The 26,443-nt window shown below is 72.9% G+C and carries 30 protein-coding genes; 12 read left to right on the top strand and 18 right to left on the bottom strand.

The features are described 5' to 3' along the window. Window positions 1-57 precede the first annotated feature (57 nt). The 10 genes from ML5_RS04740 to ML5_RS04700 form a co-directional block, all read right to left on the bottom strand. A complete protein-coding gene (locus ML5_RS04740) occupies window positions 58-672 on the bottom strand; it encodes a MarC family protein (RefSeq protein WP_013283903.1) in 615 nt (204 codons plus the stop codon). A gap of 31 nt (window positions 673-703) precedes the next feature. Next, entirely contained in the window at window positions 704-1,570 is an 867-nt protein-coding gene (locus ML5_RS04735) for a PHP domain-containing protein (RefSeq protein WP_013473910.1), read from the bottom strand. 10 nt (window positions 1,571-1,580) lie between these two features. Further along, entirely contained in the window at window positions 1,581-2,798 is a 1,218-nt protein-coding gene (locus ML5_RS04730; protein WP_236619363.1) for a hypothetical protein, read from the bottom strand. 56 nt (window positions 2,799-2,854) lie between these two features. Then, window positions 2,855-3,550 carry a SigE family RNA polymerase sigma factor gene (locus ML5_RS04725; RefSeq protein ID WP_236619362.1) on the bottom strand — a complete coding sequence of 232 codons (696 nt, stop codon included), beginning with the start codon at window positions 3,548-3,550 and terminating at the stop codon, window positions 2,855-2,857. Between the two features lie 105 nt (window positions 3,551-3,655). After that, window positions 3,656-4,507, bottom strand: a complete 852-nt coding sequence (locus ML5_RS04720; protein ID WP_013473907.1) for a PH domain-containing protein — start codon at window positions 4,505-4,507, stop codon at window positions 3,656-3,658. A gap of 6 nt (window positions 4,508-4,513) precedes the next feature. Further along, complete coding sequence (locus tag ML5_RS32285; RefSeq protein ID WP_013283898.1) at window positions 4,514-4,672, bottom strand: hypothetical protein; 159 nt, start codon at window positions 4,670-4,672, stop codon at window positions 4,514-4,516. 118 nt (window positions 4,673-4,790) lie between these two features. Further along, window positions 4,791-5,477 carry a DUF6758 family protein gene (locus ML5_RS04715; protein ID WP_327652719.1) on the bottom strand — a complete coding sequence of 229 codons (687 nt, stop codon included), beginning with the start codon at window positions 5,475-5,477 and terminating at the stop codon, window positions 4,791-4,793. A gap of 102 nt (window positions 5,478-5,579) precedes the next feature. Beyond that, the gene (locus ML5_RS04710; RefSeq protein ID WP_013473905.1) at window positions 5,580-6,203 is read right to left on the bottom strand and encodes an RNA methyltransferase; all 624 of its coding nucleotides are present in this window, start codon (window positions 6,201-6,203) and stop codon (window positions 5,580-5,582) included. A 34-nt stretch (window positions 6,204-6,237) separates the two neighbouring features. Further along, window positions 6,238-6,729 (bottom strand): hypothetical protein, encoded by a 492-nt coding sequence (locus ML5_RS04705; RefSeq protein WP_013473904.1) that lies wholly within the window; start codon window positions 6,727-6,729, stop codon window positions 6,238-6,240. A gap of 95 nt (window positions 6,730-6,824) precedes the next feature. After that, the gene (locus ML5_RS04700) at window positions 6,825-7,340 is read right to left on the bottom strand and encodes a MaoC family dehydratase (RefSeq protein WP_013283894.1); all 516 of its coding nucleotides are present in this window, start codon (window positions 7,338-7,340) and stop codon (window positions 6,825-6,827) included. 547 nt (window positions 7,341-7,887) lie between these two features. Between ML5_RS04700 and trxA the strand changes: the two genes are divergently transcribed. The 3 genes from trxA (at window position 7,888) to ML5_RS04685 (ending at window position 10,855) form a co-directional block, all read left to right on the top strand. Then, on the top strand, window positions 7,888-8,250 hold the full coding sequence (gene trxA / locus ML5_RS04695; RefSeq protein WP_013283893.1) for a thioredoxin: 363 nt from the start codon (window positions 7,888-7,890) through the stop codon (window positions 8,248-8,250). Between the two features lie 101 nt (window positions 8,251-8,351). Next, window positions 8,352-10,406, top strand: a complete 2,055-nt coding sequence (locus ML5_RS04690; RefSeq protein ID WP_369752103.1) for an intein-containing Rv2578c family radical SAM protein — start codon at window positions 8,352-8,354, stop codon at window positions 10,404-10,406. Window positions 10,407-10,447: 41 nt separating this feature from the next. Further along, entirely contained in the window at window positions 10,448-10,855 is a 408-nt protein-coding gene (locus ML5_RS04685; protein ID WP_013473902.1) for a CoA-binding protein, read from the top strand. Here ML5_RS04685 and ML5_RS04680 read toward each other — a convergent pair. After that, on the bottom strand, window positions 10,812-11,468 hold the full coding sequence (locus tag ML5_RS04680; RefSeq protein ID WP_013473901.1) for a TetR/AcrR family transcriptional regulator: 657 nt from the start codon (window positions 11,466-11,468) through the stop codon (window positions 10,812-10,814). The two genes, ML5_RS04685 and ML5_RS04680, sit on opposite strands and share 44 nt — an antisense overlap. An 89-nt stretch (window positions 11,469-11,557) precedes the next feature. On the opposite strand from ML5_RS04680, the gene ML5_RS04675 reads away from it, so the two are divergent. After that, complete coding sequence (locus ML5_RS04675) at window positions 11,558-12,211, top strand: PH domain-containing protein (RefSeq protein ID WP_013283886.1); 654 nt, start codon at window positions 11,558-11,560, stop codon at window positions 12,209-12,211. Between the two features lie 9 nt (window positions 12,212-12,220). Here the strand turns inward: ML5_RS04675 and ML5_RS04670 are convergent, their stop codons facing one another. Then, a complete protein-coding gene (locus ML5_RS04670; protein ID WP_013283885.1) occupies window positions 12,221-13,417 on the bottom strand; it encodes an acyl-CoA dehydrogenase family protein in 1,197 nt (398 codons plus the stop codon). A 172-nt stretch (window positions 13,418-13,589) separates the two neighbouring features. Between ML5_RS04670 and ML5_RS04665 the strand changes: the two genes are divergently transcribed. Next, window positions 13,590-13,997, top strand: coding sequence for a DUF4190 domain-containing protein (locus ML5_RS04665; RefSeq protein ID WP_013283884.1), 408 nt, complete (start codon window positions 13,590-13,592; stop codon window positions 13,995-13,997). Between the two features lie 3 nt (window positions 13,998-14,000). On the opposite strand, the gene ML5_RS04660 is transcribed toward ML5_RS04665, so the two are convergent. Next, window positions 14,001-14,891, bottom strand: coding sequence for an SDR family NAD(P)-dependent oxidoreductase (locus ML5_RS04660; RefSeq protein WP_013283883.1), 891 nt, complete (start codon window positions 14,889-14,891; stop codon window positions 14,001-14,003). Window positions 14,892-15,007: 116 nt separating this feature from the next. Here ML5_RS04660 and ML5_RS04655 point away from each other — a divergent pair, with 116 nt between their 5' ends. Further along, window positions 15,008-15,562 (top strand): DUF4190 domain-containing protein, encoded by a 555-nt coding sequence (locus tag ML5_RS04655; RefSeq protein ID WP_013283882.1) that lies wholly within the window; start codon window positions 15,008-15,010, stop codon window positions 15,560-15,562. A gap of 42 nt (window positions 15,563-15,604) precedes the next feature. On the opposite strand, the gene ML5_RS04650 is transcribed toward ML5_RS04655, so the two are convergent. Beyond that, window positions 15,605-16,561: a CoA ester lyase gene (locus tag ML5_RS04650; protein ID WP_013283881.1), complete on the bottom strand. Its 957-nt coding sequence runs from the start codon at window positions 16,559-16,561 to the stop codon at window positions 15,605-15,607. A gap of 124 nt (window positions 16,562-16,685) precedes the next feature. On the opposite strand from ML5_RS04650, the gene ML5_RS04645 reads away from it, so the two are divergent. Both ML5_RS04645 and ML5_RS04640 read left to right on the top strand, forming a co-directional pair. Then, window positions 16,686-17,510 carry an SDR family NAD(P)-dependent oxidoreductase gene (locus ML5_RS04645; protein ID WP_162881502.1) on the top strand — a complete coding sequence of 275 codons (825 nt, stop codon included), beginning with the start codon at window positions 16,686-16,688 and terminating at the stop codon, window positions 17,508-17,510. An 18-nt stretch (window positions 17,511-17,528) separates the two neighbouring features. Beyond that, entirely contained in the window at window positions 17,529-17,816 is a 288-nt protein-coding gene (locus tag ML5_RS04640; RefSeq protein ID WP_013283879.1) for a hypothetical protein, read from the top strand. Between the two features lie 2 nt (window positions 17,817-17,818). On the opposite strand, the gene ML5_RS04635 is transcribed toward ML5_RS04640, so the two are convergent. Both ML5_RS04635 and ML5_RS04630 read right to left on the bottom strand, forming a co-directional pair. Continuing rightward, window positions 17,819-19,951 carry an APC family permease gene (locus tag ML5_RS04635; protein WP_236619361.1) on the bottom strand — a complete coding sequence of 711 codons (2,133 nt, stop codon included), beginning with the start codon at window positions 19,949-19,951 and terminating at the stop codon, window positions 17,819-17,821. 66 nt (window positions 19,952-20,017) lie between these two features. Then, entirely contained in the window at window positions 20,018-20,974 is a 957-nt protein-coding gene (locus tag ML5_RS04630; RefSeq protein ID WP_013473898.1) for a DMT family transporter, read from the bottom strand. Window positions 20,975-21,080: 106 nt separating this feature from the next. Between ML5_RS04630 and ML5_RS04625 the strand changes: the two genes are divergently transcribed. Next, window positions 21,081-21,776, top strand: a complete 696-nt coding sequence (locus ML5_RS04625; protein WP_013473897.1) for an HAD family hydrolase — start codon at window positions 21,081-21,083, stop codon at window positions 21,774-21,776. Window positions 21,777-21,801: 25 nt separating this feature from the next. Here ML5_RS04625 and ML5_RS04620 read toward each other — a convergent pair whose 3' ends face one another. Then, the gene (locus ML5_RS04620; protein ID WP_176921705.1) at window positions 21,802-22,335 is read right to left on the bottom strand and encodes a hypothetical protein; all 534 of its coding nucleotides are present in this window, start codon (window positions 22,333-22,335) and stop codon (window positions 21,802-21,804) included. A gap of 41 nt (window positions 22,336-22,376) precedes the next feature. Further along, window positions 22,377-23,246: a PhzF family phenazine biosynthesis protein gene (locus ML5_RS04615; protein WP_013473895.1), complete on the bottom strand. Its 870-nt coding sequence runs from the start codon at window positions 23,244-23,246 to the stop codon at window positions 22,377-22,379. Window positions 23,247-23,279: 33 nt separating this feature from the next. Between ML5_RS04615 and ML5_RS04610 the strand changes: the two genes are divergently transcribed. From ML5_RS04610 to ML5_RS04600, 3 genes are all read left to right on the top strand, one after another. Then, window positions 23,280-24,566: a magnesium transporter MgtE N-terminal domain-containing protein gene (locus ML5_RS04610; protein WP_013283873.1), complete on the top strand. Its 1,287-nt coding sequence runs from the start codon at window positions 23,280-23,282 to the stop codon at window positions 24,564-24,566. Beyond that, window positions 24,559-25,167, top strand: coding sequence for a DUF1003 domain-containing protein (locus tag ML5_RS04605; RefSeq protein WP_013283872.1), 609 nt, complete (start codon window positions 24,559-24,561; stop codon window positions 25,165-25,167). Before ML5_RS04610 ends, ML5_RS04605 begins: the two co-directional genes overlap by 8 nt. 72 nt (window positions 25,168-25,239) lie before the next feature. Next, window positions 25,240-26,388, top strand: coding sequence for an Mrp/NBP35 family ATP-binding protein (locus ML5_RS04600; protein WP_013473894.1), 1,149 nt, complete (start codon window positions 25,240-25,242; stop codon window positions 26,386-26,388). Window positions 26,389-26,443 lie beyond the last annotated feature (55 nt).

Genomic DNA, 26,443 nt, shown 5'->3' with positions numbered 1-26,443 from the left:
GACTGTCGTCGCACGCGGAGAATCCTGCCATCCGCATACGACAGCGGACGGACCCGCTCAGGCGTTGTTGAGGTACTGGGTCACGAACGCGGCGATCGCGTCGGCGATGAGCTGCACCGCGATGGCGGCCAGCAGCAGACCGGCGATCCGGGTCAGCACCTCGATGCCGCCGGGGCGCAGCACCTTGACGATCCCGCCGGAGAAACGCAGCACCACCCAGACGGTGACCATCACCGCGACGATGGCGAGCCCGATGGCGAGGTAGTCGACGGCGCCGCCGGCCTGCTGCACGAACAGCATGGTCGCCACGATGGCGCCCGGCCCGGCCAGCAGCGGGGTGCCGAGCGGCACCAGCGCGATGTTGGAGGTGACCTGGTTGCTCGGGTCGTCCGCCTTGCCGGTCAGCAACTCCAGCGCGACCAGGATCAGCAGCAGGCCGCCCGCCGCCTGGAGGGCGGGCAGGTCGACGTGCAGGTACGCCAGGATCGTCTGCCCCGCCACCGCGAAGATCACGATGACCCCGAGCGCCAGCGCCACGGCCTGCCAGGCGGCCCGGTTCCGGTCACGCGCGGGCAACGGCCCGGTCAGCGCGAGGAAGATGGGCATCATTCCGGGCGGGTCGACGATCACCAGCAGGGTCACGAAGACCTCGCCGAAGAGCTTGAGATCCACGCGGACACGGTAGCCGTGCCGTCGGATCGCTTCAGCTCGAAGCGACAGGGGTCACCCCGCGGGCCTGCGCGACGATCCGCTCGTACGCCTCGGGGTCGGTGGTGTGCGCGCCGAGCCGAACCGTCTTGTGCGTGCCGTGAAAGTCGGACGAGCCGGTGACCAGCAGTCCCAGGTCGGCGGCGAGCCCGCGGACGTGCGCCCGCTCGGCCGGGTCGTGGTCCTCGTGGTCGGCCTCCAGCCCGGCCAGGCCGGCCGCCGCCAGGTCCGCGATCAGCTCGTCCGGCACGATCCGGCCGCGCCTGCTGGCCCTCGGGTGGGCGAAGACGGGCACGCCACCGGCCGCCCGCACCAGCGCCACCGCCTGGAACACCTCGATGTCGTCCTTCGGCAGCCGGTACCGCTCGCCGAGCCAGTCCGGCCCGAACGCCTCGGTGGTGGTGGTGACCAGACCGGCCCGGATCAGCGCCTGCGCGATGTGCGGGCGGCCGACGGTGCCGCCGCCCGCGCCGGCCAGGATCTCCGTCCAGCTCACCGGGATGCCGTCCGCCTGGAGCAGCCGGACGATGCGCTCGCCGCGTTCCTCGCGGGCCCGGCGGACCCGGGCCAGTTCCGCGGCCAGGTGCGGCTCGGCCGGGTCGAACAGGTACGCGAGCAGGTGCAGCGGGATCGCCGGTTCGGCGCCGAACCACCGGCAGGAGATCTCCGCGCCGCGGATCAGGGTGAGTCCGGGCGGCAGGACGGCGACGGCGGGCGCCCAGCCGGCGGTGGTGTCGTGGTCGGTGAGTGCCACCACGTCGAGCCCGGCCTCGGCGGCGGCCCGGACCAGTTCGGCGGGCGTCAGGGTGCCGTCGCTGGCGGTGGAGTGGGTATGCAGGTCGATGCGGGCGGGGACGCTCACCCGCCCGACGCTACGCCCCGTCCGGCACCGTGGGGACGTCGGCCACCACCACCGGGCGGTCCTCCGGCGCCAGCCCTTCGACCTTCGAGGCCGTGGGCCGGTCACCGGCCAGCACCCGCTCGGGCTTGACCCGGACCAGCCCGCCGGTCGCGTCCACGTGCAGCGCCACGCCGCCCCGGGTCCAGGCCACGCCGCCGGCCAGCACCGGGCCGGCCGGGTGGGTGACCGGGCTGGCCGGGTCGCGCAGGTCGACCAGGAGGGCGGTGCGCGACGTGCCGTTCGCGAGCAGCCACCGGCCGTCGAAGGAGACGGCGCCGAGTCCGTCGGTGGCCAGCTTCAGGCCACATCCGGTACGCACCGGGGCGAGGTCCCGGGCCGGGTCGAGCAGGGCCAGGCAGAGCTGCTGATCCCGGCCGGCGGCGACCAGGCCGACCACCCGGCCGTCGGGCCGGGTGCCGTAGACGGTGCGGACGGCCGGGTTCACCGGGCCCGGCTGCCCGCCCAGCGCGCGGTTCCAGACGCTCATCCCGCCGTCGCCGGGCTGCCGGATCAGCACCGCGTCGCCGGTGAAGCCGACCGGCACGGCGCCCTCCGGCGCGGCGATCCGGACCGGCGCGATGAGCTGGCCGGCGACCACACCGGCGGCGATCACGTCCGTGCCGTCCCGCCAGGCGACCTGGCGGCCGTCCGGGGAGATCGCCACCGCGTCCGCGGCGGCGAGCATGACCTGCGGCGCGGCGCCACCGACCGGCACCCACCAGAGGGTACGGCCGGCGACGGTGGCCGCCGAGGTGAGCAGCCAGCCCTCCTGCTCGTGGATCCGCTGCGCCCGTTCGACGCCGCTCACACCGGTCAGCTGCCGCCGTTCGCCGCCGCTGGTGTCCAGCCGGTCACCGACGAGCAGGTCGAGTTCGGCGCGGACCGGCCCGAAGCGGGTGACCGAGGACGGCCCGGAGGGCGCCGGGGACGGGAAGAGGACGGGCGGGTCGCCGAGCACCACTGTGGGCGTGCCGCCGTCGCCGCCCGGTGCGCTGAACTGGACCACTCCGGTGGTGACGACAACGGTGGCGACCCCGGCCAGGGCCAGGCCGGTGAGCGTACGCCGCCGGCCCGTGCGCCGCGCCCGGCGCAGGATCTCCCCGGCCGGGTCGGCGGGCAGCGGGCGGGACGTCTCGACGCGGCGGGACAGGGTCTCCCGCAGCGCCCGCTCCAGCTCGTCGTCGCTCACGGGGAATGGACGCTCCGGGCTGCCCGTCCGGTTGTCACAGTGGTGCCGGGTGCCGCTCATCGGCTCTCCGCCGGGATCGGGACGGCGGGGCGGACCGGAGTCGCGGGTGGGGCCGGTCGGGGCACCCGGGCGGCGGGCCGTCGCGCTGGGGCACGGGTCGGCTCGGCGCCCCGGGCCGGCGGGACGGACCGGCCGGCTGCGGCGGGCGAGGCAGGCGGGGTCGCGGCGGGCGCGTCGGCCGGCGTGGGCAGGCTCAGGGCCGCCTCGGAGCCGAGCCGGCGGCGCAACGTGTTCAGCGCACGGGAGGTCTGGCTCTTGACCGTGCCCGGGGAGATCTCCAGCAGCGCGGCTGTCTGCGCCTCGGACATGTCCTCGTAGAAGCGCAGCACCAGCACGGCGCGCTGCCGGGCCGGCAGCGCCTGGAGGTGCCGCCAGAGCGCGTCCCGGTCGAGTTGCTGCTCGATCTCGTCGACGCCGGCGCGCTCCGGCAGCACCTCGGTGGGGCGCTCGCCGTGCCAGCGGCGCCGCCACCAGCTGGTGGACGTGTTGACCATGACCCGGCGGGCGTACGGCTCGATGGCGTCGATCCCGCCGAGCCGCTTCCAGGCGAGGTAGGTCTTGGTCAGCGCGGTCTGGAGCAGATCCTCGGCGGTGGCCCAGTCACCGGCGAGCAGGTACGCGGTGCGCAGCAGTGCGCCGGACCGGGCCGCGACGAACTCGCGGAACTCCTCCTCCAGCGGATCTCTGCTCACCACCACACTCATCTCCCCCCGTCCTGCCTGGCAGAATGCCACGGCCTGCCCGGTCGGGTCGATGGCGGAAGGTGTGCAGTTCATCCGATGTTCGGACGAAAAGTTTCAGGCTCCGTCGTCGGCCTTGGCCTCGTCGGCTTCCTTGCCCAGCCGCGCCTCGACCGCCTGCGGCTCGTACATCTCCTCGACCACGCGCAGGTAGAGCTCGTTCGGGTTGGGCAGGTTCTTGATCACTCGGAGTGCCTGTTCCTGACCGGCGGACTCCAGCACGAACGTGCCGTAGTTGAGGGCGCGGCCGGTCGGGCTCTGCTCGTACTTCATGTCGGTGACCCGGGTGAGCGGCATCATCGCGACCTGCCGGGTGATGATCCCGTTGACCACCATCACCCGCTTGTTGGTCAGGATGAACCGGTCGTACCACCAGTCGGCGACCTTCCAGGCCACCCAGCCCATCACGGCGAACCAGAGCAGCACGGCGACGGTGGTCAACGCGCCGACGTCCCGCCCGGCGAGGAAGCCGGAGAGGTAGCCGAGCACGAACGTGGCCGCCACGCCGACGATGATCGGGGTGGTGAGGTGGATCCAGTGCCGCTTCCACTCGCCCCGGTAGCGCTCGGTGGGGAAGAGGTAACGCGCCACGAGCGAGCTGGGCTCGTCCTCCAGCGGCAGCACCCGGCGGGGTGCCATGCCGGAGGCGTCGGACCGCAGCCCGGCCAGCTCGTCCTCGGAGATCGGCTGGTCCGGGAAGCCGTCCGGGTCACGCGTCCAGGCCCGGCCGGACCGCCCCTCACCGGTGTAGGCGCTGCCGTAACCGGCGTCGTCCGCGTCCGCGTACGGGCCGGGGCCGTAACCGGCCGGGTCGTCCGGGTCGATCCGGGGGATCGGCTCGGTGTCGCGCTCCCGGCGTGCCCGGTCGGGGTCGTCCGGGTCGAAGGGTGGACCGGAGGGGCTTCCCATGGGCGGCTAGGCGACGAGGTTGGTGAAGAAGTCGCCGAAGCCCTGCGCGATGTCCATGATGCCGCCGCCGAGAGACTTGAAGACGTCGGCGGCGGAGTTGGGCCGGTACGCAACAAAGAAGATCAAGAATGCGATGCCGGCCCAGGTGAGGACCTTCTTGACCATAGCGGGCCATCCTCTCGCGCGGCGCCGGGTCCGTTTACCGCAGCGGCACCCAGAGTATCAGCATGGTGTCTTACCGTGAATATCTGCGTCCGCTCTCCGACTAGCCGTGGCGAGCCGGTCAGGCCCGCCCGTGCAGGTACGGAGATGGTGCGCCGTACACGAGTTCGGGCGGTGTCCACTCGGTGAGGTCGTGCAGCACGACTTCTTCCGCGAGGAGGTGACCCGCACTCGCCGGCCAGGCTATCGCATGGAGCCACATTCCCCGAGCCTCGCCGGCGTACGCGCTTCGATCCGTTTCGGAGCGGACGAGCCACAGTGGAGTCGGATGGCCGCCCACCCGGATCTTCGCGTGCGGCAGGCGCTCGGGATGACCAGGGCCGGGATCGGTGAGCGCCTCCTCCACCTGTGGGCCGGGGTCGGGTCCGGGCAGTCCCGCGAAGCGGGAACCGAGACCGACGCCGGGTTCCTCGGCGACGAAGATCAGGTCGGCCGGCCCACCGTCCAGGGGGGCCGGACCGGCGCAGGCGACGAGCGTGGCCCGTACGCCCGCGCGGTCGTCGCCCGCCCACGCCACGCCGGTGAGCGTCCAGCCCGGCGGGAGCGGCCACGGGCACCACAGCGGCATCCGGAGCCGGCCTGCCGGGTCGGGGTCGGCGGCCATCCGCTCCACCACGCTGGCCATGATCTCGGCACTGATGTGCTCCGGCACGTGCAGCGGCGCGACCGGGCCGCAGCGCACGCACCGGTGCTCGGCGTGCATCAGATCCGGCTCGCGCACCGGGCCCGCGCACTTCGGACAACTCACCGCGACAGTCACACCCTCACCGTCACCCCGGACCCGCGAGGCGTCAAGCGGGGCGGGCCGACGAACGTGGGATTTCCGTCCGGCGGTGGACCCACGCGGCGTTCAGTCCGGCGGCGGCCCGGCGTACGACCGGATCCAGGCGTGCATGGCGATGCCGCTGGCCACGCCCGCGTTGATGGACCGGGTCGAGCCGTACTGGGCGATCGAGAACAGCGCGTCGCACGCCGACCGGGCCACCGCCGACAGACCGGGCCCTTCCTGGCCGAACAGGAGCACGCAGCGGCGCGGCAGCACCGCGGTCTCCATCGGCCGGGAGCCGGGCAGGTTGTCGATCCCGACCACCGGCAACCGCTCGTCGCGCGCCCACGCGACGAACTCCTCGATCGTCGGGTGGTGCCGGACGTGCTGATAGCGGTCGGTCACCATGGCGCCCCGCCGGTTCCACCGCCGCCGCCCGACGATGTGCACCTCGGCGGCGAGGAAGGCGTTGGCGTTGCGGACCACGGTGCCGATGTTGAAGTCGTGCTGCCAGTTCTCGATCGCCACGTGGAAGTCGTGCCGGCGCCGGTCCAGGTCGGCCACCACCGCCTCGCGCCGCCAGTAGCGGTAGCGGTCCACCACGTTGCGCCGGTCCCCGGCGGTGAGCAGCTCCGGGTCGTAGCGCGGGTCCTCCGGCGGGTCACCGGGCCACGGCCCCACACCCACGTCGAGCTGGTCGTCGGTCACGGTTGCCGAGGGTACGGCCCGGCGGCGTCCCCGGTCAGCGCAGGTCGAGCGCGCCGCCCAGCCGGTCGAGGAAGCGTGTGTCGGCGGGGCTCGACGCGGTCTGCCCGGCCCGGCACACCCGGGCGGCGACCGACTCCACCCACTGCCGGTACGCCGCCGAGTCGGCCGGGTCGGCACGGCGGCGCAGCACCCGTACCGCGGCCCGGGCGGCGGCCAGCAGGTCGACCAGGTCGGTGAGGCGCTCGTCCCGCTCGGTGGTCCCGTCGTGGCGGGCGTAGATGGCGGCCACCACGGCGCGGACGAGATCGCTGTCGAAGGCCCGGCCGGCGGCCACCGCGTCCAGGCCGGCCAGACCGGCGGCGACGCCGCGCGGCGGGCGCCCGGGTCCGGGTGAGGCGGCGGCGACGAGGACGCGGCCCGGCAGGTCGGTCAGCAGGTCCCACTCCGCCGCCGAGTAGGCGGCGGTGGTGAGCGGTGCGGCACGGCGACCGGCGGAAGGCGGCTCTCCGGCTACGGAGTGGCTCATGGGAACCTCCAGCCCGAGCATATGCCCCCGGACGAGGTCCGGGCCCCGTCCCCGCCGAACGGAGAACGAGGCCCGGTAGCCGGACGGACGCGAGGTCAGCGCGGCTCGGGGAAGCTGGGACGCTCCGGGTCGACGCCGTCCGGGACGGCGGCGGCCGCGTACTCCTTCTTGGGGACCATGACCTTGCGGCGGAACACACAGACGAGCGTGCCGTCCTGGTTGTAGCCGCGGGTCTCGACCGCGACCACGCCGCGGTCGGGCTTCGAGGCCGACTCCCGCTTGTCCAGCACCGTCGTCTCGCCGTAGATGGTGTCGCCGTGGAACGTGGGTGCGACGTGCCGCAGCGACTCGATCTCCAGGTTGGCGATCGCCTTGCCGCTGACGTCCGGCACGGACATGCCCAGCAGCAGCGAGTAGATGTAGTTGCCGACCACCACGTTGCGCTTGAACTGCGAGGCGGACTCGGCGTAGTGCGCGTCCATGTGCAGCGGGTGGTGGTTCATGGTGAGCAGGCAGAAGAGGTGGTCGTCGTACTCGGTGACCGTCTTGCCCGGCCAGTGCCGGTAGACCGCGCCGACCTCGAACTCCTCGTAGTAGCGGCCGAACTGCATCCTTGTCCCCTTCACGGGCGGCGATGGAGTTCGGCACAGCATGCCTTATCGCTTGTTAAGGCGAGGGGCGGGGCGCTCGCCCGGCGGAAATGTCACACCGGGGGCCACCGAGGTCCGGACGCAATGAGCGGCGGGGCCCTCCCCGGCACCCGCCGCCCACGCTCTGATGCGAAGAATTCTGCCGTACGACCACCCGTCGCCGACAGAGACGGAGGTCACATTTACCCTTTCGTAACACTACTCAAAGTAACCGACACGAGGTCGATAAGCGATCTCCGCAGGCCGGATAGATGCTCGTCAAGCCCGAAGTTACCGAGACGTAGCGGAAACTGAGAGTGATCTCCTTGGAAACGCTCCCATCACGTCCCGTCACGCAAGTGCGGCGTGCATTTGCGTTCCGCACGAACGGAGCGAACAGATGGTGTTCGATGTGCTCAGGGTCACCGTCCCGGCGCTCAGCGTTTCGTCACCCCCGCGGCGGGAATTCGGACGGACTGACCCTGGTTCCACCGGACGTACGACAATCCGCGGTGATCGGAGAGAGCAAATGGCAACGGTTGAGCTGACCACGGCCAACTTTGACGAGGTGACCGGGCGCGACGGGATCGTCCTGCTCGACTTCTGGGCGGACTGGTGCGGCCCGTGCAAGCGCTTCGCCCCGGTCTACGAGCGCTCCTCGGAGAAGCACCCGGACATCGCCTTCGGCAAGGTCGACACCGAGGCGCAGCAGGAGCTGGCGGCGAAGTTCAACATCAGCTCCATCCCGACGATCATGGCGATCCGTGACGGCGTGATCGTCTTCGCCCAGCCGGGCGCGCTGCCGGAGTCGGCGCTGGAGAACCTCATCGAGCAGGTCCAGGCGCTGGACATGGACGACGTCCGCAAGAAGCTGGCCGAGCACAACCACTGACGTTCCACACGCCACCGGCCGGTGCCCTGCTTCGGGCGCCGGCCGGCGGCGTTTCCGTACCGCGGCGGGCTCGCTTGCGCTTTGTTCGAACACGTGTTCGAATGAACCCCATGCGCTGGGACAACCTCTCCGCTCCCCCGGACGAGGGGACTCCCGATCGGGCGGCGCCGGCGGCTCCACCCCTGCCGCTGGCGCTGCCCGGCGCCGTCGCCCGCACGTTCGACACCCCGGGCTTCGCCGGTATGACCTTCTACGAGGTCCACGCCAAGTCGATCATCAACCGGGTGCCCGGCCAGTCACGCGTGCCGTTCGAGTGGACGATCAACCCCTACCGGGGCTGCTCGCACGCCTGCGTCTACTGCCTGGGCGGCGACACTCCGATCCTGATGGCCGACGGCCGCACCAGGGCGATCAGCGAGCTGGAGCCCGGCGACCGCATCTACGGCACCCGGCGGCGCGGCGCCTACCGCCACTACGTCGTCACCACGGTGCTCGACAAGTGGTCCACCGTGAAGCGGGCCTACCGGGTCACCCTCGCCGACGGCACCACGCTCGTCGCCAGCGGCGACCACCGGTTCCTCACCGAACGCGGCTGGAAGCACGTCACCGGGACCATGCGCGGCGGCGGACGCCGTCCGCACCTGACCACCCGTAACCGCCTGCTCGGCACCGGCGGGTTCGTGGTGGCGCCGAAGCGCTCGGCCGACTACCGCCGGGGCTACCTGCACGCTCTGGTCCGCGACGACCACCCCGCCGGTCACCGGCGCGACACCCGGTTCCGGCTGGCCACCGCCGAGGCAGAGGCGCTCGACCGGGCCGAACGCTATCTGGCCGACGCGGGGGTCACCGTCGAGCGGACCACCGTCGTCCGGGTGGGCCGCCGGGCGACGACCACTGTGGTACGCACTTCCGGCCCGGCCGACGTCGTCACCGGGCTGTTCACGCCACCCGACGAGGCGACTGGCGACTGGGCGCTGGGCTACCTGGCCGGCATGTTCGACGCCGCCGGCACCTGCCACCGGGGCGTGTTCCGGGTCAGCGTCGCCGACGACGAGAGCCGGGACCGCGCGGCCGCGGCGCTGGAGCGTTTCGACTTCCGGTGGGCGCTCGACGTGCCGGGCGCCCCCGGTGCGGCGCGGCAGCTCCGGCTGACCGGCGGGCTGCCGGAGCGGCTGCGCTTCTTCCACCTCACCGACCCGGCCGTCACGGCCCGGCGCTCGATCGAGGGCATGGCGCTCAAGTGCGCGGCGCAGCTCCAGGTGACAGCCGTCGAGGACCTCGGCCTGGAGCTTCCGCTGTGGGACATCACCACCGGCACCGGCGACTTCATCGCCAACGGCGTGGTCAGCCACAACTGCTTCGCCCGCAACACCCACACCTACCTCGACCTGGACCCGGGCGCCGACTTCGACCGCAAGGTGATCGTCAAGGTCAACGCCGGTGAGCTGGTCCGCCGCGAACTGGCCGCGCCTCGCTGGCGCGGCGCGCACGTCGCCATGGGCACCAACGTGGACTGTTACCAGCGGGCCGAGGGCCGCTACGGCCTGATGCCGCCGATCATCGAGGCGCTGCGGGACTTCGCGAACCCGTTCTCCATCCTGACGAAGGGCACGCTGCTGCTGCGCGACCTGCCCCTGTTGCTCCAGGCGGCCGAGGTGACACGGGTCGGGCTGTCGTACTCGGTGGGGTTCGTCGACGAGGCGCTCTGGCGGGCGGCCGAGCCTGGTACGCCGAGCCCGCGCCGCCGCCTCGACGCGGTCCGCACCCTCACCGACGCCGGTTTCTCCGTCGGCGTGCTGATGGCGCCGATCCTGCCCGGTCTCAGCGACGACGAGGAGTCGATCGACGCCACTGTCGCGGCAGTCGCTGCCTCCGGGGCGGCGAGCGTGACGCCGCTGCCGCTGCACCTGCGGCCCGGTGCCCGGGAGTGGTACGCCCGCTGGCTGGCCCGGGAGTTCCCCCACCTGGTGCCCCGCTACCGGCAGCTCTACCAGGCCGGCTCGTACGCGCCGCAGGCGTACCAGCGGGAGGTGACAGCGCGGGTGCGGATGGCGGCACGCCGACACGGGCTGAACCGCGGCGAGACCGGCGACAACAGACGGCTGCCCGAGACCCCGCCGCCCGCACCGGCCGCCGAACAGCTCTCCCTGCTCTAGCGACCGGGGGAAACCCGCACCGGCGGGGCTAGTCTCGGGGAATGCGTTCCGCTCAGCAGATCCTCGCCGACTCCGCCGTGATCGCCGTCGTGGGCGCCTCCCGTGATCCGGGCAAGGCCGCGCACCGCGTACCGCTGGAGATGCAGCGGCACGGGTGGCGGATCATCCCGGTCAACCCGACTGTGGACGAGCTGTTCGGCGAGAAGGCGTACCCGACGCTCGCCGACATCCCGCACCCGGTCGACCTGGTCGACGTGTTCCGCCCGGCCCGCGACGCGGTCGACGTGGTGCGGCAGGCGGTGGCGATCGGCGCCCCGGCGGTGTGGTTGCAGCTCGGGATCTTCTCGGACGAGGCGCGCCGGATCGCCGAGGAGGCCGGCCTCGACTACGTCGAGGACAAGTGCCTCATCGTCGAGCGGGCCGCCGCCGGCCTGACCCGTCGCGACTGACGGCTCCGGGCGGGGGTTCGGGCCCGAAGATCAGGTCGAGCTGGGCGTCGAGCGCGGCCAACGCGGTCTCCGGGGGGTAGTGACCGCCGAGCACGTAGATGCCGAGACCCTCCATCACCGCGAGCAGCCCGACCGCGGCCCGTTCCGGGTCCACCCGGCCGTCCGCGACGAACGGTGAGCCGGTGGCGATCTGCCCGGCCACGAAGGCCAGCAGCGCGGCCGTCTCGTCGTGCAGCGCGGCGGCCACGGCCGGCCGGACGGCGGTGTACGCGAGGAACGCCAGGGCCACCCGCCCGTCCGCCCGCCGGTCCTCGTCCAGCGGCAGCAGCTCGGCCAGCATGGCCCGCAGCAGCGCCCGGGGCGCCGGAGTCGCGCCGAGCGGCTCGACCGCCTTCCGGACCCGGGCCTCGTTGCGCTCGCGCACCACGGCGAGCGCGAAGACCATCATCTCGTCCCGGGTGCGGAAGTAGTGCTGCACCATCCCGGTGCTGACCTCGGCGGCGGCGGCCACGTGGCGCAGGCTGACCGCCTCCAGGCCCTGTTCGGCCGCGACCCGCATCAGCGCGTCGGCGATCAGCGCGCGACGCTCCCGGTGGTCGACCCGCTTCGGCATGCCCCCATGGTTTCACAATACGACTGCATTGACACCCCGCCGACACGCGTTTTACATTGCAGTTGTATTGAAGAAGAGGGGGTGCGGTCATGGGACGGGCGATCCGGCTGGCGCGGCGTGCGGTGGCGTACGAGTGGGGCATGTGGCGCAGCCTCACCCGGTGGATCCTGCGCCGCCCGTATCCGGTCGCCCCGGGCGCGGGGACGTACGCCTACGTCGGCGGCGTGCAGCCGATCCTGCTGGCCTTCATCGCCCTGTCCACGATCGAGATCCCGATCCTCGACGTGATCCTGCGGCACACGGTCGACCAGCCGACAGTGCGGCACGCGGCGATCGCGCTCGGCGTCTGGGGTGTGCTGTGGATGATCGGGCTGCTGGCCGCCCTCCGGATCCATCCGCACGTCGTCGACGACGCCGGCCTGCGGGTGCGCAACGGCACCTCGGTCGACGTCACGATCCCGTGGAGCGCGGTCGCCCGGGTGGCGGTCCGCCGCCGGTCGCTGCCGTCCAGCCGGGCCGTCCAGTACGACGCGGACGACCCGGCGGTGCTCAACCTCGGCGTCGGCAGCCAGACGGCGGTCGACGTGGTGCTGCGCGAGCCGCTGTCGGTACGGCTGCCGAAGGGGCCGAGCGAGCCGGTACGGGAGATCCGGCTGTACGCCGACGACCCGACGGCGCTGGCCGAGCACGCGCGGCGGCACCTGCCCGCCGCCGAGCAGGCAGCGCGCCGGCCCGAGCGGTGAGCCGGGCCCCTACTGCTTGTACTGCTTGAGCAGACCGCGCGAGATGATCGTCTTCTGGATCTCCGAGGTGCCCTCGCCGATCAGCAGGAACGGCGCCTCGCGCATCAGGCGCTCGATCTCGTACTCCTTGGAGTAGCCGTAGCCGCCGTGGATCCGGAACGCCTCCTGGACCACCTCGGCGCAGTACTCGGACGCGAGCAGCTTCGCCATGCCCGCCTCGACGTCGTTGCGCTGGCCGGCGTCCTTGAGCCGGGCCGCGTTGACCATGAGCGCGTGCGCGGCCTCGATCTTCGTACCCATCTCGGCGAGCTTGAACGCGACGGCCTGGTGCCTGGCGAGCGGCTGGCCGAAGGTGTGGCGCTGCTGGGCGTACGCGACCGCCAGCTCGAACGCCCGGATCGAGATGCCGCAGGCGCGGGCCGCGACGTTGACGCGGCCGACCTCGATGCCGTCCATCATCTGGTAGAAGCCGCGGCCGACCTTCTCCTCGCCGCCGAGCACGGCGGAGGCGGGCACCGTGACGCCGTCGAGCACCATCTCGGTGGTCTCGACGCCCTTGTAGCCCATCTTGTCGATCTTGCCGGGGATGGTGAGGCCGGGCGCGGTCTCGCCGAAGCCGGGCTCCTTCTCCAGCAGGAAGGTGCTCATGTTGCCGTAGACCGAGTCGGCCCCGGTGTCGGTCTTGACCAGGGTGGCCACCACCGACGAGTACGCCCCGTTGGTCAGCCACATCTTCTGGCCGTTGAGGACGTAGTTGTCGCCGTCGCGGACGGCCTTCGACTTGATCGCCGAGACGTCCGAGCCGCACTCGGGCTCCGACATCGAGAACGCGCCCCGCACCTCGCCGGTGGCCATCCGGGGCAGCAGCCGGGCCTTCTGGTCGGCCGAGCCGTGCTGCGAGATCAGGTACGCCACGATGAAGTGGGTGTTGACGATGCCGGAGATCGACATCCAGCCCCGGGACAGCTCCTCGACCACGAGCGCGTAGGTCAGCAGGGACTCGCCCAGGCCGCCGTACTCCTCGTCGATGGTGAGGCCGAACAGCCCCATCTCGCGCATCCCGTCGAGGATGTCGCTCGGGTACTCGTCGGCGTGCTCCAGCCGCTGCGCGTGCGGGATGATCTCCTTGTCGGCGAACTCCCGGACGGTTTCCAGGATCGACCGCTGCACGTCGGTCAGTCCGGGTGTCTGGGCGAGTCGGGCCATCTCAGCCTCCGGGGTCGGCGCCTTACTCATGGGTAACTGAACGCTCGGTCAGTATCGGTCCCGCGACCGGCCGCGCCAAGGTGACCAGTCCACACAACCGCTGTGAAAAGGTTCACCGCTGCGGGTAGCGTCCGCAAGAGAAAGGGCCGTCGACCTGGGGAAAGGGGCGCCCGTGACCGACGAGCAGCCACCGTCGCCGTACGAGCCGCCGTCGCACGGCCAGCCGTACGGGCAGCCGCAGTACGGCCAGCAGCACCCGCAGTGGGGCCAGCAACCCCCGTACGCACCGCAGCCGCCCTACGGCCAGTACGGCCCGCCCGGTCAGGGGCCGGGACCAGGCCCCCGTGGCACGAACGTGCTCGCCATCCTGTCGCTCGTCTTCGCGTTCGTCTTCGCGCCCGCCGGCATCGTCTGCGGCCACCTGGCCAAGCGGCAGATCCGGCAGACCGGCGAGGACGGCGACCAGCTCGCCAACTGGGGACTGATCCTCAGCTACATCTTCACCGCGATCGGCCTGCTGGTCTGCTGCGGCTGGATCGGGCTGGCGATCTGGGCCAACTCCGACAACGGCACCTACTGACAGTCAGCGGAACTGCGCCTCCCGGACACTGTTGCCGCCGTCGACCACCAGCATCTGCCCGGTGATGTACGACGCGGCCGGCGAGCAGAGGAACGCGATGGCCGCGGCCACCTCGTCCGGCGTGCCGGGACGCCCGACCGGCGTACCCAGGCCCTGCTTGATCTCGGCCATGGTGGACGCCGCGGTGTGGATGATTCCGGGCGCCACCGCGTTCACCGTCACCCCGTCGGCGATCATCTCCATCGCCAGCGCCCGGGTCAGCCCGACCACACCGGCCTTGGCCGCCGCGTAGGCCGCCTCGGTGGGCAGCGCGTTGACCGGCCCGGCGGTGGCGGCCAGGTTGACGATCCGGCCCCAGCCCCGCTCGGCCATGCCGCCGATGAACGCGCGGCTGCACAGGAACGCGGTGGTCAGGTTGCGGTCGATCTCGCCGCGCCACTCGTCGTACGTCAGCTGGGCCACCGGCCGCAGCACCTCCGGGCTGGCCCGGCTCGCCAGGCCCGCGTTGTTCACCAGCACCTCGACGTCGCCGAGCTGCTCGGCCACCGCGTCGGCGAGCGCGCCCACCTCCGACTCGTCGGTGAGGTCGGCGACGAAACCGGTGACGCCCAGCTCGCCCGCGCGTTCGTGGATGCGCCTCGTGGTGGACACGATCGCCACCCGGGCGCCCAGGTCGGACAGCCGGCGCGCGGTCGCGTACCCGATGCCGTCCGGACTGCCCGCGCCGGTCACCAGCGCGACCCGGCCGTCCAGGCGCATGGTGGCCGGTTCCGGCAGCGGCGCCGGCCGTTCGGAGTCGGCGGCGCCGGCCGGCTCGCCGGCGCGCGGGCGCCGCACCGACCCCGGCCGGCTCATGTCCCGTCGCGACCGACCCCCACGCGCGTCAAGTGCCATGCCGAGGATCCTGCCCCGTGCCGACCCCACGGGCAACGCGGTGGCCGGAAAGGGGACGTCCGTGTCGCGCGCAAGGTGGCTACCCTGAGCGCGACCACGTACCTGGAGATGATCAGATGACCTATCCCCCACCGTCCGGTGGCTGGCAGGACCCCTCGGCGGCCGGGCCGCAGTCGAGCCCACCGGCCGATCCGATGGCCGGCAATCCCATCCCGGCCCAGCCCACCTCGGCGGACCCGTACGCGTCCGCCGACCCGTACGCCGGCATGAAGTCCGCCGACCCGTACGCGGCGGCCGGTTACCCGCCGGGCGCCTATCCGCAGCCGGGCGCGTACCCGCCCCCGGGTGGTTATCCCGGATACGGGTACCCCTCCGGACCGAAGCAGAACGGCCTGGCCATCGCCGCGATGGTCATTTCGATCGTCGGCGCGCTCGGCCTCTGCGGTTACGGCCTCGGCGGCTACATCGGCGTGGTGGGCGCGATCCTCGGCCACGTGTCCCGTAAGCAGATCAGGGAGCGCGGCGAGGGCGGCGAGGGCTTCGCCACCGCAGGCATCATCGTCGGCTGGATCGCCACCGTGCTGGCCGTGCTGGCCACCGCCGCCATCGTGATCTTCATTGTCTGGGCGGCCAACCAGGACTCGTCCGGCTACGACAGCACGACCTACTGAACTCGGCGGGCCGCCCCGCGAACTCGGGGCGGCCCGGGCCGGTCACTCCGAGGGCGGGGTGAACGAGGAGGTACGGGACATGCCGGCGGCGCGTCCCTTGGCGGCGATCACCAGCGCCATCTTGCGGGACGCCTCGTCGATCATCTCGTCGCCGAGCATCACCGCGCCGAGCTTCCCGCCCGCCTCCGAGGTGTAGTAGTCGTACGCGTCGAGGATCAGCTCGGCGTGGTCGTAATCGGCCTGCGCCGGGGAGTAGACCTCGTTCGCGGCGTCGATCTGGCCGGGGTGCAGCACCCACTTGCCGTCGAAGCCCAGCGCCGCCGACCGCTTCGCCACCTCGCGGAACGCGTCCACGTCCCGGATCTGCAGGAACGGGCCGTCGATGGCCTGCTTGTCGTGCATCCGCGCGGCCATCAGGATGCGCATGAGGATGTAGTGGTACGGGTCGCCCGGGTAGTCCGGGATCAGCGCGCCGACCACCAGCGACTTCATGTTGATCGAGGCCATGAAGTCGGCCGGGCCGAAGATGATCGTCTCGACCCGGGGCGAGGCGCCGGCGATGGCGTCCACGTTCACCAGCCCGGCCGCGTTCTCGATCTGCGCCTCGATGCCGATCCGGCCCACCTCCAGGCCGAGCGTCTTCTCGATCTGGGTGAGCAGCAGGTCCAGCCAGTGCACCTGCTCGGCGTTCTGCACCTTCGGCAGCATGATGCAGTCCAGGTTCGCCCCGGCGCCCTCGACCACCTCGATGACGTCCCGGTAGGTCCACGGCGTGGTCAGGTCGTTGACCCGGACCACGCGGGTCTTGCCCGCCCAGTCGCCCTCGTTCAGCGCGGCCACGATGTTCTTGCGCGCGTCCGGCTTCGCCAGCGGGGCGACCGCGTCCTCCAGGTCCAGGAAGACCTGGTCGGCGGGGAGGCCCTGGGCCTTGCCGAGCATTTTGACGCTGGAGCCGGGTACCGCCAGGCAGGATCGGCGGGGACGACCGACAGCGGTCATGGATGCGCTCCTTCCAGCGTCCGGCGCGAGTGCCGGCGCAGCGGTGGATTTCGAGAACTTAACGATCCCAAAGGGCGTGGTGACGCCACGGTAACCTCGTGCCGTGACCGGGGTGAATGGACCTGTGGAAGATCTCACTGAGCGTCGGATCGTGGTGCTGACCGGGGCCAGCTCCGGCATCGGGCTGGCTGCCGCGGAGGAACTGGCGCGCCGCGGTGACCAGGTGGTGCTGGTCGGCCGCGACCCGGCCCGGCTGCGCGCCGCGGGCGAACGGGTCCGCGAGTGCTGCGGCGAGCAGCCGGAGCTGTTCCGCGCCGACTTCGCGGTGCTCGACGACGTACGCGGGCTCGCCGAGCGGTTACGCGAGCGGTACGACCGGATCGACGTGCTCGCCAACAACGCCGGCGCGATCGTGCTGGAACCGATCACCACGGTCGACGGGTTCGAGCTGAGCATGCAGGCCAACCACCTCGCCCCGTTCCTGCTCAGCAACCTGCTGCGGGACCGGATCGGGCGGATGGTGGTCACCGGATCGGACGCGCACCGCAGCGGTGTGCTGGACCCGGACGACCTCAACTCCGCGTTGCGCTCCTACCGGCCGTTCCGCGCGTACGGCACCAGCAAGCAGGCGAACATCCTGTTCACCGCCGAGGCGGCGCGACGCTGGCCGGAGGTGCCGGCGCACGTGTTCCACCCCGGCGTGGTGCGTACCCGCTTCGGCAACGAGAGCCGGATCGTGGCGCTCGGCATGCGGCTGCTGCCGTTCCGCAGCCCGGAGAAGGGCGCGGAGACGCTCGTCTGGCTCGCCTGCCAGGATCCGGCCCGGCTGATCGACGGCGGCTACTACGCCGACCGCAAGCCGCACCGGCCCCGGCCCAAGGCCGCCGACCCGGCGCTGGCCGCCCGGCTCTGGACGGCCAGCGCGAAGGCGCTCGGGCTGGACGCCTGACGGAACCGAGAGGAACACATGACCACGGAGCAAGCGGTCCTGCTGGTCGCGCTCGTCGACCTGAGCGCCGACGTGGACGCCGGGCGGCGGTACGAGGACGCGGTGCTGGCGCTGCTCGGCCGGCACGGCGGCGAGTTGGAACGTCGGCTGCGCACCGGGGACGGGGAGACCGAGGTGCACGTGATCCGGTTCGCCGCCCGCGCCGGGCTCGACGCGTTCCTGGTCGACCCGGAGCGCGTCGCGCTGCGCGCCGAGCTGGGCGACGCGGCCCCCGCCACCCGGGTGCTGGAGGTCCACGACGTCTGAGGTCACGACACGTGCACCGGGACGCTCGTGACCACCACGCCGGGCAGCGCGCGCAACGCGACCCGTAGCCGCTGCTCGGCGCGGCTGTGCAGCAGCCGGTACCGCCGCCGGCGCAGCACCACCTCCGGCACGATCACGGTGAGCGTCAGGTCCGGGCTCGCGGCGTGCAACGCCTCCAGGTAGTGCGCCAGCGGCCCGATCACCGACCGGTACGGCGACACGATCGTCTCCAGCCGCAGGTGGTCCCCCCAGGCCCGCCACTGTTCCCGGAACCGGTCCGCCTCGGCCTCCTCGGGAGCGAGGTGCACGGCGAGCGTCGGCCGCCCGAGTGACGTCGCGTACGCCAGCGCGCGCAGCGACGCCCGGTTCAGCCGGGCCACCGGCACGACCACCAGGTGGCGTACCTGCTGGGGCAGTTCGTCGCCCTCGGCGGGCGGCGCGGACGGCGGCGGATGCAGAGCCAGCGCGTGGTGCAGCCGGGCGTAGTGCCTGTGGATCCGGCGGAACAGCAGCACGAGCAGCGGCACGGCGAGCACCACCACCCAGGCGCCCTCGGTGAACTTGGCGACCGCTGCGGTCAGCAGCACCAGCCCGGACAGCGCCGCCCCGGCCGCGTTGACGGCGAGCCGGCGGCGCCATCCCGGCCCCCGGTGGCGCCGCCAGTGCACCACCATCCCGGTCTGGGACAGCGTGAAGGCGAGGAACACGCCCACCGCGTACAGCGGGATCAGCCGCTCGGTGTGCCCGCCGAACGCGACGAACACCGCCGCTGCGGTCAGCGCCAGCGCCACCAGCCCGTTGCTGAACGCCAGCCGGTCACCCATGTGCAGGAAGCGGCGCGGCGCGTGCCCGTCGCGGGCCATGAAGAACAGCAGCCGGGGGAAGTCGTTGAACGCCGTGTTCGCGGCGAGCAGCAGGATCAGCGCGGTGGTGGCCTGGAGGATCGCGTACCCGGGCCCGCTCGGGAACGTCACCCGGCCGAGTTGGGACAGCAGCGTCTCGTCCGCCCGGGGCACCAGGCCGTCGAGGTGGATCAGCCCGACCAGGCCGGCGAACAGCGTGACGAGCATGGCGACCATCCAGCCGAGCGTGGTGCGGGCGTTGCGCCACTCGGTCGGGCGGAACGCGGGCACCGCGTTGGAGACCGCCTCGATGCCGGTCATCGACACCGCGCCGGACGAGAACGCCCGCAGCACCAGCAGTAGGCCCAGGCCCTCGGCGGCGGGCACCGACGGCGGCGGCACCGGTGCGAAACCCCGCGCCGCGGCCTTCGCGTAACCCACAGCCAGCACCGCGAGCAGCACCACCACGAACGCGTACGTGGGCAGCACGAAGATGTTCCCCGCGGTGCGTACGCCGCGCAGGTTGCCGGCGAGCAGCACCGCGATCACCAGCACCCCGAGCGGCACCGCCCACGAGCTGAGCCCGGGTAGCGCCGAGGTGACCGCGTGCACCCCGGCCGCCACCGACACGGACACGGTCAGCACGTAGTCGAGCATCAGCCCGGCCGCGGCGGCGAGTCCCGGCGTACGCCCGAGGTTGTCCCCCGCGACGATGTAGGAGCCGGCGCCGTGCGGATAGGCCGGGATGGTCTGGCGGTAGGAGAGGCCGACGGCGACCATCAGCACCACGAGCACGGCGGCGAGCGGCAGGGCCAGTCCGAGCGCGGCGCTCCCGGCCAGCACCAGCACGGCGAGCATCGCCTCCGGCCCGTACGCCACGGAGCTGAGCAGGTCGGAGGAGAGCACCGGCAGCGCGACGAGTTTGCGCATCCGCTCGTACAGCACCGACGCGCTGGACAGCGGCGGCCCGAGCAGCGCCCGGCGGACCCGGGCGGCGGTCCGGCCGGCCCGGTCGCCGGGCAGGTCGGCCGCACCGGTGGCGACCAGTTCGTCCGGCTGCGCCACGGTGAACATGTCGATCGGCGCCAGCCGGCCGAACCGGGTGGGCGCCGGGTGCCGGTCGTGCCGCCCGAGCGTCGGGTCGACCGGCAGGTCGTCGGCGCGGCGCGGGCCACGCCAGCGCTCGCCGATCCGGCCGAGCGCCGCCCGTTCCTCGTCGCCGAGCGGCGGGAACTCGGCCGAGGGCGTGACGACGGTGCCCGCCTCCGCCGCGTCGTCCCGGTCCGCCCCCACCCTGAGCACTTTCGTGCAAACCGGACGGCCCGGTGGCCGGAACGGCGCGACTTCGCCCCGACCGGCTCAGTCGCCGAGCGGCGTCGGGTCGGCGGGGGCCGCGACCGGCGTGGCGCGACGGCCGGCGCGCGCGCCGCCGAGCACCACCACCGCCACGCCGGCCAGCAGCAGCGCCAGGCCCGGCAGCGCCAGCGGCCGGGGCAACTGCCCCAGCCACACCCAGCCGATGAGCGCCGCGCCGGGCGCCTCCAGCAGGATCAGCACGCTGACTGTGGTCGCGGAGACCCGGTGCAGGGCGTAGTTGAACATCGAGTGGCCGAGCAGCTGGGCGCCCGCCACCAGGCCGAGGATCGCCAGCCAGGTCGCGCCGTCGAAGCCGTGCAGGCGTACGCCGCCGACCAGGCACACCACGAGCAGGATCGCCGCGCAGACGCCGTAGCAGACGGTGGTGTAGGTGGTGGTGCTGATGCTGGCCCGGGCCCGCTCGCCGAACGCGGTGTAGACGGCCGCGAACAGTCCGCCGACCACCGCGAGCAGGTCGCCGGCGAACGCCCGGCCGGAGACGCCGAAGTCGGCGCCGGTGGCGAGCACCGCGCCGAGCACCGCCACCGCGATTCCGGCCCACACCGCCGTCGGCAGCCGCCGCCCCTGCCCGCGGGCGATCAGCCCCTGCCACACCGGCTGCGTCGCCCCGAGCGCGGTCGCGGCCGCCACCGAGGTGAGCTGCGCGCTCGGCATCCAGGTGGCGAAGTGGGCGGCAAGGGCGACCCCGGAGAGTACGCAGTAGAGCCCCTCGCGCCGGCCCGGCCCGACTGTCAGCGCCCGGAGTTCGGCGCGCCTCCTGGTCAACGCGACAGGGCCCAGGACCGCCACCGACAACGCGGTACGCCAGAACGCCACTGCCAGCGCCGACGCGGCGGCGAACGCCACGAGCGGCGCCGAGGACGAGACCGAGGCGACGGCCAGGGCGAGCGCGCCCACCGTCAGCGCGTCGAGCGGCGGGCGATGCGGAACGGTCGGCACGAACGGTAATCCTCACACGGACACCCGACCGACACGGAAAGTCAGCATTCCGTTACGATCATGCGCGTCCCGGCGATCCCCCCTCGACGTCCGGAGGCGTTCCCTCATGCCCGGATTCCAGGCGGTGCTGTTCGACTTCTTCGGCACCCTGACCCATGGCGTGCGGCGCGGAGCCGCCCACCGCGCCACCGCCGACATGCTCGGCTGCTCCACCGAGGCCCTGGTGGAGGTGCTGGACAGCAGCTTCTACGAACGGGCCAGCGGCTCCTTCGGGAACGCCGAGTCGACGATGCGCTGGGTGTGCGCCCGGCTCGGCGTCCGCCCGTCCGACGCGACCGTGCGCGCCGCCGTCGCCACCCGGCACCGGGCAGTACGCGCGGACACCCGGCTACGCGCCGAGGCGGTGCCGGTGCTGGCCGCGTTGCGCCACCGGGGCGTCCGTACCGGGCTGGTCAGCGACTGCACGCACGAACTACCGGCGTTCCTGCCGCAGCTCGCCGTCGCGCCGCTGCTCGACGCCCAGGTCTTCTCGGTACGCCTCGGACGCTGCAAGCCGGACCCGGCGCTCTACCTGGCCGCGTGTTACCGGCTCGGCCAGGCCCCGGCCGACTGCCTCTACGTCGGGGACGGCGACAGCCAGGAGCTGACCGGTGCGGAGCGGGCGGGGCTGAGCGCCGCCCGGTTGGCGGCACCGGATCTCGCCGACCACGTGGTCCTCAACGCCGACCACGGTTTCGACGGGCCGTCGCTGACCTCACTGAGGGGCGTGCTCGACCTGCTCAACCCGGTCCCCGTCGCCTGACCCGGCCCGCCGACGGTTCGCACGGTCAGCGGCGGCGGACGCGGTGCAGGCGGAACGGCTTGCGGACGGCCCGTACCACAGGGGTCGGTCGGGGCTGCTCGCTCAGCGAGCCGTCCGGCAGGTCGGCGCCGGACACCGCGGTGCCGGCGGGCGCGAGCCGGTTCAGCGCGCACCCCTGTGCCGCCCACCGCTCCACCAGCTCGGCGGCGGAGCCGGAGGCGTTGAGCCGCTTCGCCGCGACCAGCGGCGCGACGGTGTCCCACTCCTCGGTGCCCGGTTGCAGCCGGGTCACCCGCGCCGGCCAGCTGACGATCCGCCCGCCGTGGTCGCCGCGCAGCGTCACGTCGGCCGTGTCGCTGTCGGCCAGCCCGGGTGCGGCCTGCTCGCCGGGACCGGTGACCACCAGCAGGGTGCCCTCCAGCGGCAGGCACCACAGCGCGTACGCCGGGCCGCCGGCGGTGCTCACCCAGCAGACCGCGGCCTTCTTCACCGCCTCGTCCACGAGCGGCGGCGTCACCCGCTCGTCCACCTCGTCACTCACCCCGCCATCCTGCCCCATCCCCCGCCCACCCCACCCCGGAGAGGGCCACGGGCGGGCGGTCAGCCGATGAACGGGGGGACGGTGATCTCGCCTCGGGCCACCGGCATGACCTGGCCGGAGACGGTGGCGCCCACCGCCAGCCCGCCGGACGCGGTCACCGTGCAGGCGAGCGTCGACGGACGGTTGATCTCGATGCCCTGCCGGACGGTGTACTCCGCGCGGCCCTCGCCGGGCAGCAGGCCGCTGGCGACCAGCCACACGCCCAGTCCCAGGGCGGCCGAGCCGGTCGCCGGGTCCTCCGGTACGCCGAGCCCCGGCACGAAGACCCGGGCGTGTGCGGTTTGCGAACCGGGCTCCCAGGAGAAGAGGCTGACGTGCTCCACTCCGTACCGCTGCGCCGCCGTCGTGTTCAACCGTGCCCGGGCCACCGCGTCCGGGCGTACCGGAAGATAGGGGAATTCGAGGCCGCACCCGGCGACCCGCGGTGGCGGGCCGACGTGGTCGGGGCCGGTGAGGCCGACCATCTCCAGCAGCGGCTCCGGGTCGAGTTCCGGGCCGAGCGTGGGCGTGCCGCCGGTGAGCGTCGCGCCGGTGGCTGTCACCTCGATCGGCAGGACGCCGGCGCCGCACTCCTGGGTGACCCGGCCCGCGCCGAAGACGCCACGCCGGCTCGCGGTCACCGCGGCGCCGACGCTCGGGTGCCCGGCGAAGGGCAGCTCGTCGGCCGGGGTGAAGATCCGGGCCCGGTAGGTGGCGCCCACCTGCGTCGGCGGCAGCACGAAGACCGTCTCGGACAGGTTGAACTCCAGCGCGAGCGCCTGCATCTGCTCGGTGGCCAGCCCTTCCGCGCCGAACACCACGGCCAGCGGGTTGCCGGCGAACGGGCGGTCGGTGAAGACGTCCACGATCTCGTAGCCCAAGGTCGACATGCTGTTAGAGAGTAGGCCCTTAGGCTGGTGCCCGTGAGCACGCCGAACCGGGTCTACCTCGCTCGACTCGCCGGAGTCGCCGTTTTCGACCCGAACGGCGACCAGGTCGGCCGCGTCCGCGACGCGGTGGCCCGGATGCGGGCGACCCAGCGACCGCCGGAGGTGGTCGGTCTGGTCGCCGAGATGCCGATGCGGCGGCGCATCTTCCTGTCCATCAACCGGATCACCTCCATCGACACGGACGCGGTGGTGCTCGGCAGCGGCACGCTCAACCTGCGCCGGTTCGAGAAGCGCCCGAACGAACTGCTGGTGCTCCAGGAGCTGCTGGACCGCCGGGTCCAGCTCGACAGCGGGCAGGCCGGCTCGGTGGTGGACGTGGCGATGGAGTCCAGCCGCGGCGGCGAGTGGGCGCTGAGCCGCGTCGCCGTGCGCGAGCACACCGGCCGGCTCACCCGCCGCGGCCACCTCCACCAGGTCGACTGGGACCGGGTCCGCGGGCTGGGCGCGGTGGGCGACAACCGGGGTACGGCGAACCTGCTCGCCGTCCTGGAGGACATGCGCCCGGCCGACCTGGCGAACGCCCTCCAGGATCTGCCCGACGCCCGGCGCAACGAGGTGGCCGCCGCGCTCGACGACGAACGCCTGGCCGACGTGCTGAGCGAGCTGCCCGAGCGCGACCAGGTGGAGATCCTGGCCGCGCTGGACCGCCAGCGCGCCGCCGACGTGCTGGAGGAGATGGAGCCGGACGACGCGGCCGACCTGCTCAACGAGCTGCCCCCGCCGGAGCAGGACGTGCTGCTGGACCTCATGGAGCCGGACGAGGCCGACCCGGTACGCCAGCTGCTGCGCTACGCCTCCGGCACTGCCGGCAGCGTGATGACCTCGGAGCCGGTGATCCTGCCGCCGGACGCCACGGTGGCCGAGGCGCTGGCCCGGATCAGGGAGGCGCAGCTGTCCCCCGCGGTGGCGGCCCAGGTCTTCGTGGCCCGTGCCCCGCTGACCACGCCGACCGGCCGCTACCTGGGTATGGTGCACTTCCAGCGGTTGCTCCGCGAACCGCCGGCCGACCTGCTCGGCGGCATCGTGGTGAACGACATCGACCCGCTGCGCACGTCGACCCCGCTGCCCGAGATCACCCGGCGGATGGCCACGTACGACATGGTCGGCATGCCGGTGGTGGACCGGAACAACCGGCTGGTCGGCGCGGTGACAGTGGACGACGTGCTGGACCACTCCCTGCCGCGGGACTGGCGGGACCGGGACGCGGCCCCCACCTCGTCCGCCACCGACGACGGCACCCTGGACGGCGACGATGAGTGACCAGCGACGCGGCGACCGGCTCGACCAGCCGCGCGCCCCGCGGAGCCTGCACCTGCCGCGGATCGACGCGGAGACGTTCGGCCGCTGGGCCGAGGGCATCGCCCGGGGCATGGGTACGGCGAACTTCCTCGTCTACATGACGCTGATCCTGGTGGCCTGGTTCCTGTGGAACACGCTGGCGCCGGCGAGTCTGCGCTTCGACCCGTACACCTTCACGTTCTTGACCTTGATCCTCTCCCTGCAGGCGTCGTACGCGGCGCCGTTGATCCTGCTCGCGCAGAACCGGCAGGCGGACCGGGACCGGATCGCGATGGACGAGGACCGGCGGCGGGCCACGCTCCAGAAGGCCGACACGGAGTACCTGGCCCGGGAGATCGCCGCGCTGCGAATCGCGATGGGTGACGTGGCGACCCGGGACTTCCTGCGCTCGGAGCTGACCCGGCTGGGTGAGGAGCTGGACGAGGCGGCCGAGCGGCGGCGCAGGCGGGAGCGGCGGCAGCAGGAGCGGGAGGGCCGGCGGACGGGCGGCGGCGAGCCGCTGGACGAGCCCCGGGACGAGCTGGACAGCGACTACGCGCGGGACGGCCGGCGCGACGGCTGAGCGGTCATCGAATCGCTCACACCGCCCCCGCCAGCGGCGGGGGCCGATGACCCGCGACGTAGCATTGCGGGCATGTCAGCACCCGTCAGCACCGTCTCCGACGCGATCCAGGCCGCCCTGGCCACCGTCAACGACCCGGAGATCCGCCGGCCGATCACCGAACTCGGCATGGTCCAGTCCGCCGAGCGTGGTGAGGACGGCGTGGTCCGGGTGGAGCTGCTGCTCACCGTGGCCGGCTGCCCGCTGAAGGACAAGCTGCGCAGTGACATCACCGCCGCCGTCGGCGCGGTACCGGGCGTGAGCGGTGTCGAGATCATCTTCGGTGTGATGAGCCCGGAGCAGCGTCAGGAGCTCCAGTCGAAGCTGCGCGGTGGCGGTGCCACCGCCGAGCCGGTGATCCCGTTCGCCCAGCCGGGCTCGCGGACCCGCGTCTACGCGGTCGCCAGCGGCAAGGGCGGTGTCGGCAAGTCCAGCGTCACAGTCAACCTGGCCGCCGCGCTGGCCTCGCGGGGCCTGTCGGTGGGCGTGGTGGACGCGGACATCTACGGCCACTCGGTGCCCCGGATGCTCGGCGCCGACGGCGCGCCGACCCGCGTCGAGGACATGATCATGCCGCCGCAGTCGCACGGCGTGAAGGTCATCTCGATCGGCATGTTCACCCCCGGCAACGCCGCTGTGGTCTGGCGCGGGCCGATGCTGCACCGGGCGCTTCAGCAGTTCCTCGCCGACGTCTACTGGGGTGACCTGGACGTCCTCCTGCTCGACCTGCCGCCGGGCACCGGCGACATCGCGATCTCGGTGGCCCAGTTGCTGCCGAACGCGGAGATCCTTGTGGTCACCACGCCGCAGGCTGCGGCCGCCGAGGTGGCCGAGCGGGCCGGTGCGATCTCGCTGCAGACCCACCAGCGGGTGGTCGGCGTGATCGAGAACATGTCCTGGCTGGAGATGCCGGACGGCTCCCGGATGGAGGTCTTCGGGGCCGGTGGCGGCGCGGCGGTGGCCGAGTCGCTGACCCGCACGATCGGCGCGCAGGTGCCGGTGCTGGGGCAGATCCCGCTGGACACCCGGGTACGCGAGGGCGGCGACGCCGGTCAGCCGATCGTGCTGGCGCAGCCGGACGCCCCTGCCGCGAAGGCGCTGTTCGAGGTCGCCGACCGCCTGGCCGTCCGCCGCGAGTCCCTGCTCGGCAAGCCCTTGGGCCTCAAGCCGGCCGGCCGCTGACCCTCACCCACCGCTCCCTTCCCACCGCCCCTTCCCGCCGCACGCGGGAGGGGGC

This window comes from Micromonospora sp. L5 (assembly GCF_000177655.2).
In the GTDB taxonomy this organism is placed as follows: Bacteria; Actinomycetota; Actinomycetes; order Mycobacteriales; family Micromonosporaceae; genus Micromonospora; species Micromonospora aurantiaca.
This window is presented reverse-complemented; position numbering and strand designations above follow the sequence as displayed.

Excerpts from the sequence above, each read along its gene's own strand:
- ML5_RS04720 (WP_013473907.1), bottom strand. The coding sequence starts at position 4,507 with ATGGGAAGCCCCTCCGGTCCACCCTTCGACCCGGACGACCCCGACCGG.
- ML5_RS32285 (WP_013283898.1), bottom strand. The coding sequence starts at position 4,672 with ATGGTCAAGAAGGTCCTCACCTGGGCCGGCATCGCATTCTTGATCTTC.
- ML5_RS04705 (WP_013473904.1), bottom strand. The coding sequence starts at position 6,729 with ATGAGCCACTCCGTAGCCGGAGAGCCGCCTTCCGCCGGTCGCCGTGCC.
- ML5_RS04700 (WP_013283894.1), bottom strand. The coding sequence starts at position 7,340 with ATGCAGTTCGGCCGCTACTACGAGGAGTTCGAGGTCGGCGCGGTCTAC.
- trxA (WP_013283893.1), top strand. The coding sequence starts at position 7,888 with ATGGCAACGGTTGAGCTGACCACGGCCAACTTTGACGAGGTGACCGGG.
- ML5_RS04690 (WP_369752103.1), top strand. The coding sequence starts at position 8,352 with ATGAACCCCATGCGCTGGGACAACCTCTCCGCTCCCCCGGACGAGGGG.
- ML5_RS04685 (WP_013473902.1), top strand. The coding sequence starts at position 10,448 with ATGCGTTCCGCTCAGCAGATCCTCGCCGACTCCGCCGTGATCGCCGTC.
- ML5_RS04680 (WP_013473901.1), bottom strand. The coding sequence starts at position 11,468 with ATGCCGAAGCGGGTCGACCACCGGGAGCGTCGCGCGCTGATCGCCGAC.
- ML5_RS04675 (WP_013283886.1), top strand. The coding sequence starts at position 11,558 with ATGGGACGGGCGATCCGGCTGGCGCGGCGTGCGGTGGCGTACGAGTGG.
- ML5_RS04670 (WP_013283885.1), bottom strand. The coding sequence starts at position 13,417 with ATGGCCCGACTCGCCCAGACACCCGGACTGACCGACGTGCAGCGGTCG.
- ML5_RS04660 (WP_013283883.1), bottom strand. The coding sequence starts at position 14,891 with ATGGCACTTGACGCGCGTGGGGGTCGGTCGCGACGGGACATGAGCCGG.
- ML5_RS04655 (WP_013283882.1), top strand. The coding sequence starts at position 15,008 with ATGACCTATCCCCCACCGTCCGGTGGCTGGCAGGACCCCTCGGCGGCC.
- ML5_RS04650 (WP_013283881.1), bottom strand. The coding sequence starts at position 16,561 with ATGACCGCTGTCGGTCGTCCCCGCCGATCCTGCCTGGCGGTACCCGGC.
- ML5_RS04640 (WP_013283879.1), top strand. The coding sequence starts at position 17,529 with ATGACCACGGAGCAAGCGGTCCTGCTGGTCGCGCTCGTCGACCTGAGC.
- ML5_RS04625 (WP_013473897.1), top strand. The coding sequence starts at position 21,081 with ATGCCCGGATTCCAGGCGGTGCTGTTCGACTTCTTCGGCACCCTGACC.
- ML5_RS04620 (WP_176921705.1), bottom strand. The coding sequence starts at position 22,335 with ATGGGGCAGGATGGCGGGGTGAGTGACGAGGTGGACGAGCGGGTGACG.
- ML5_RS04615 (WP_013473895.1), bottom strand. The coding sequence starts at position 23,246 with ATGTCGACCTTGGGCTACGAGATCGTGGACGTCTTCACCGACCGCCCG.
- ML5_RS04605 (WP_013283872.1), top strand. The coding sequence starts at position 24,559 with ATGAGTGACCAGCGACGCGGCGACCGGCTCGACCAGCCGCGCGCCCCG.
- ML5_RS04600 (WP_013473894.1), top strand. The coding sequence starts at position 25,240 with ATGTCAGCACCCGTCAGCACCGTCTCCGACGCGATCCAGGCCGCCCTG.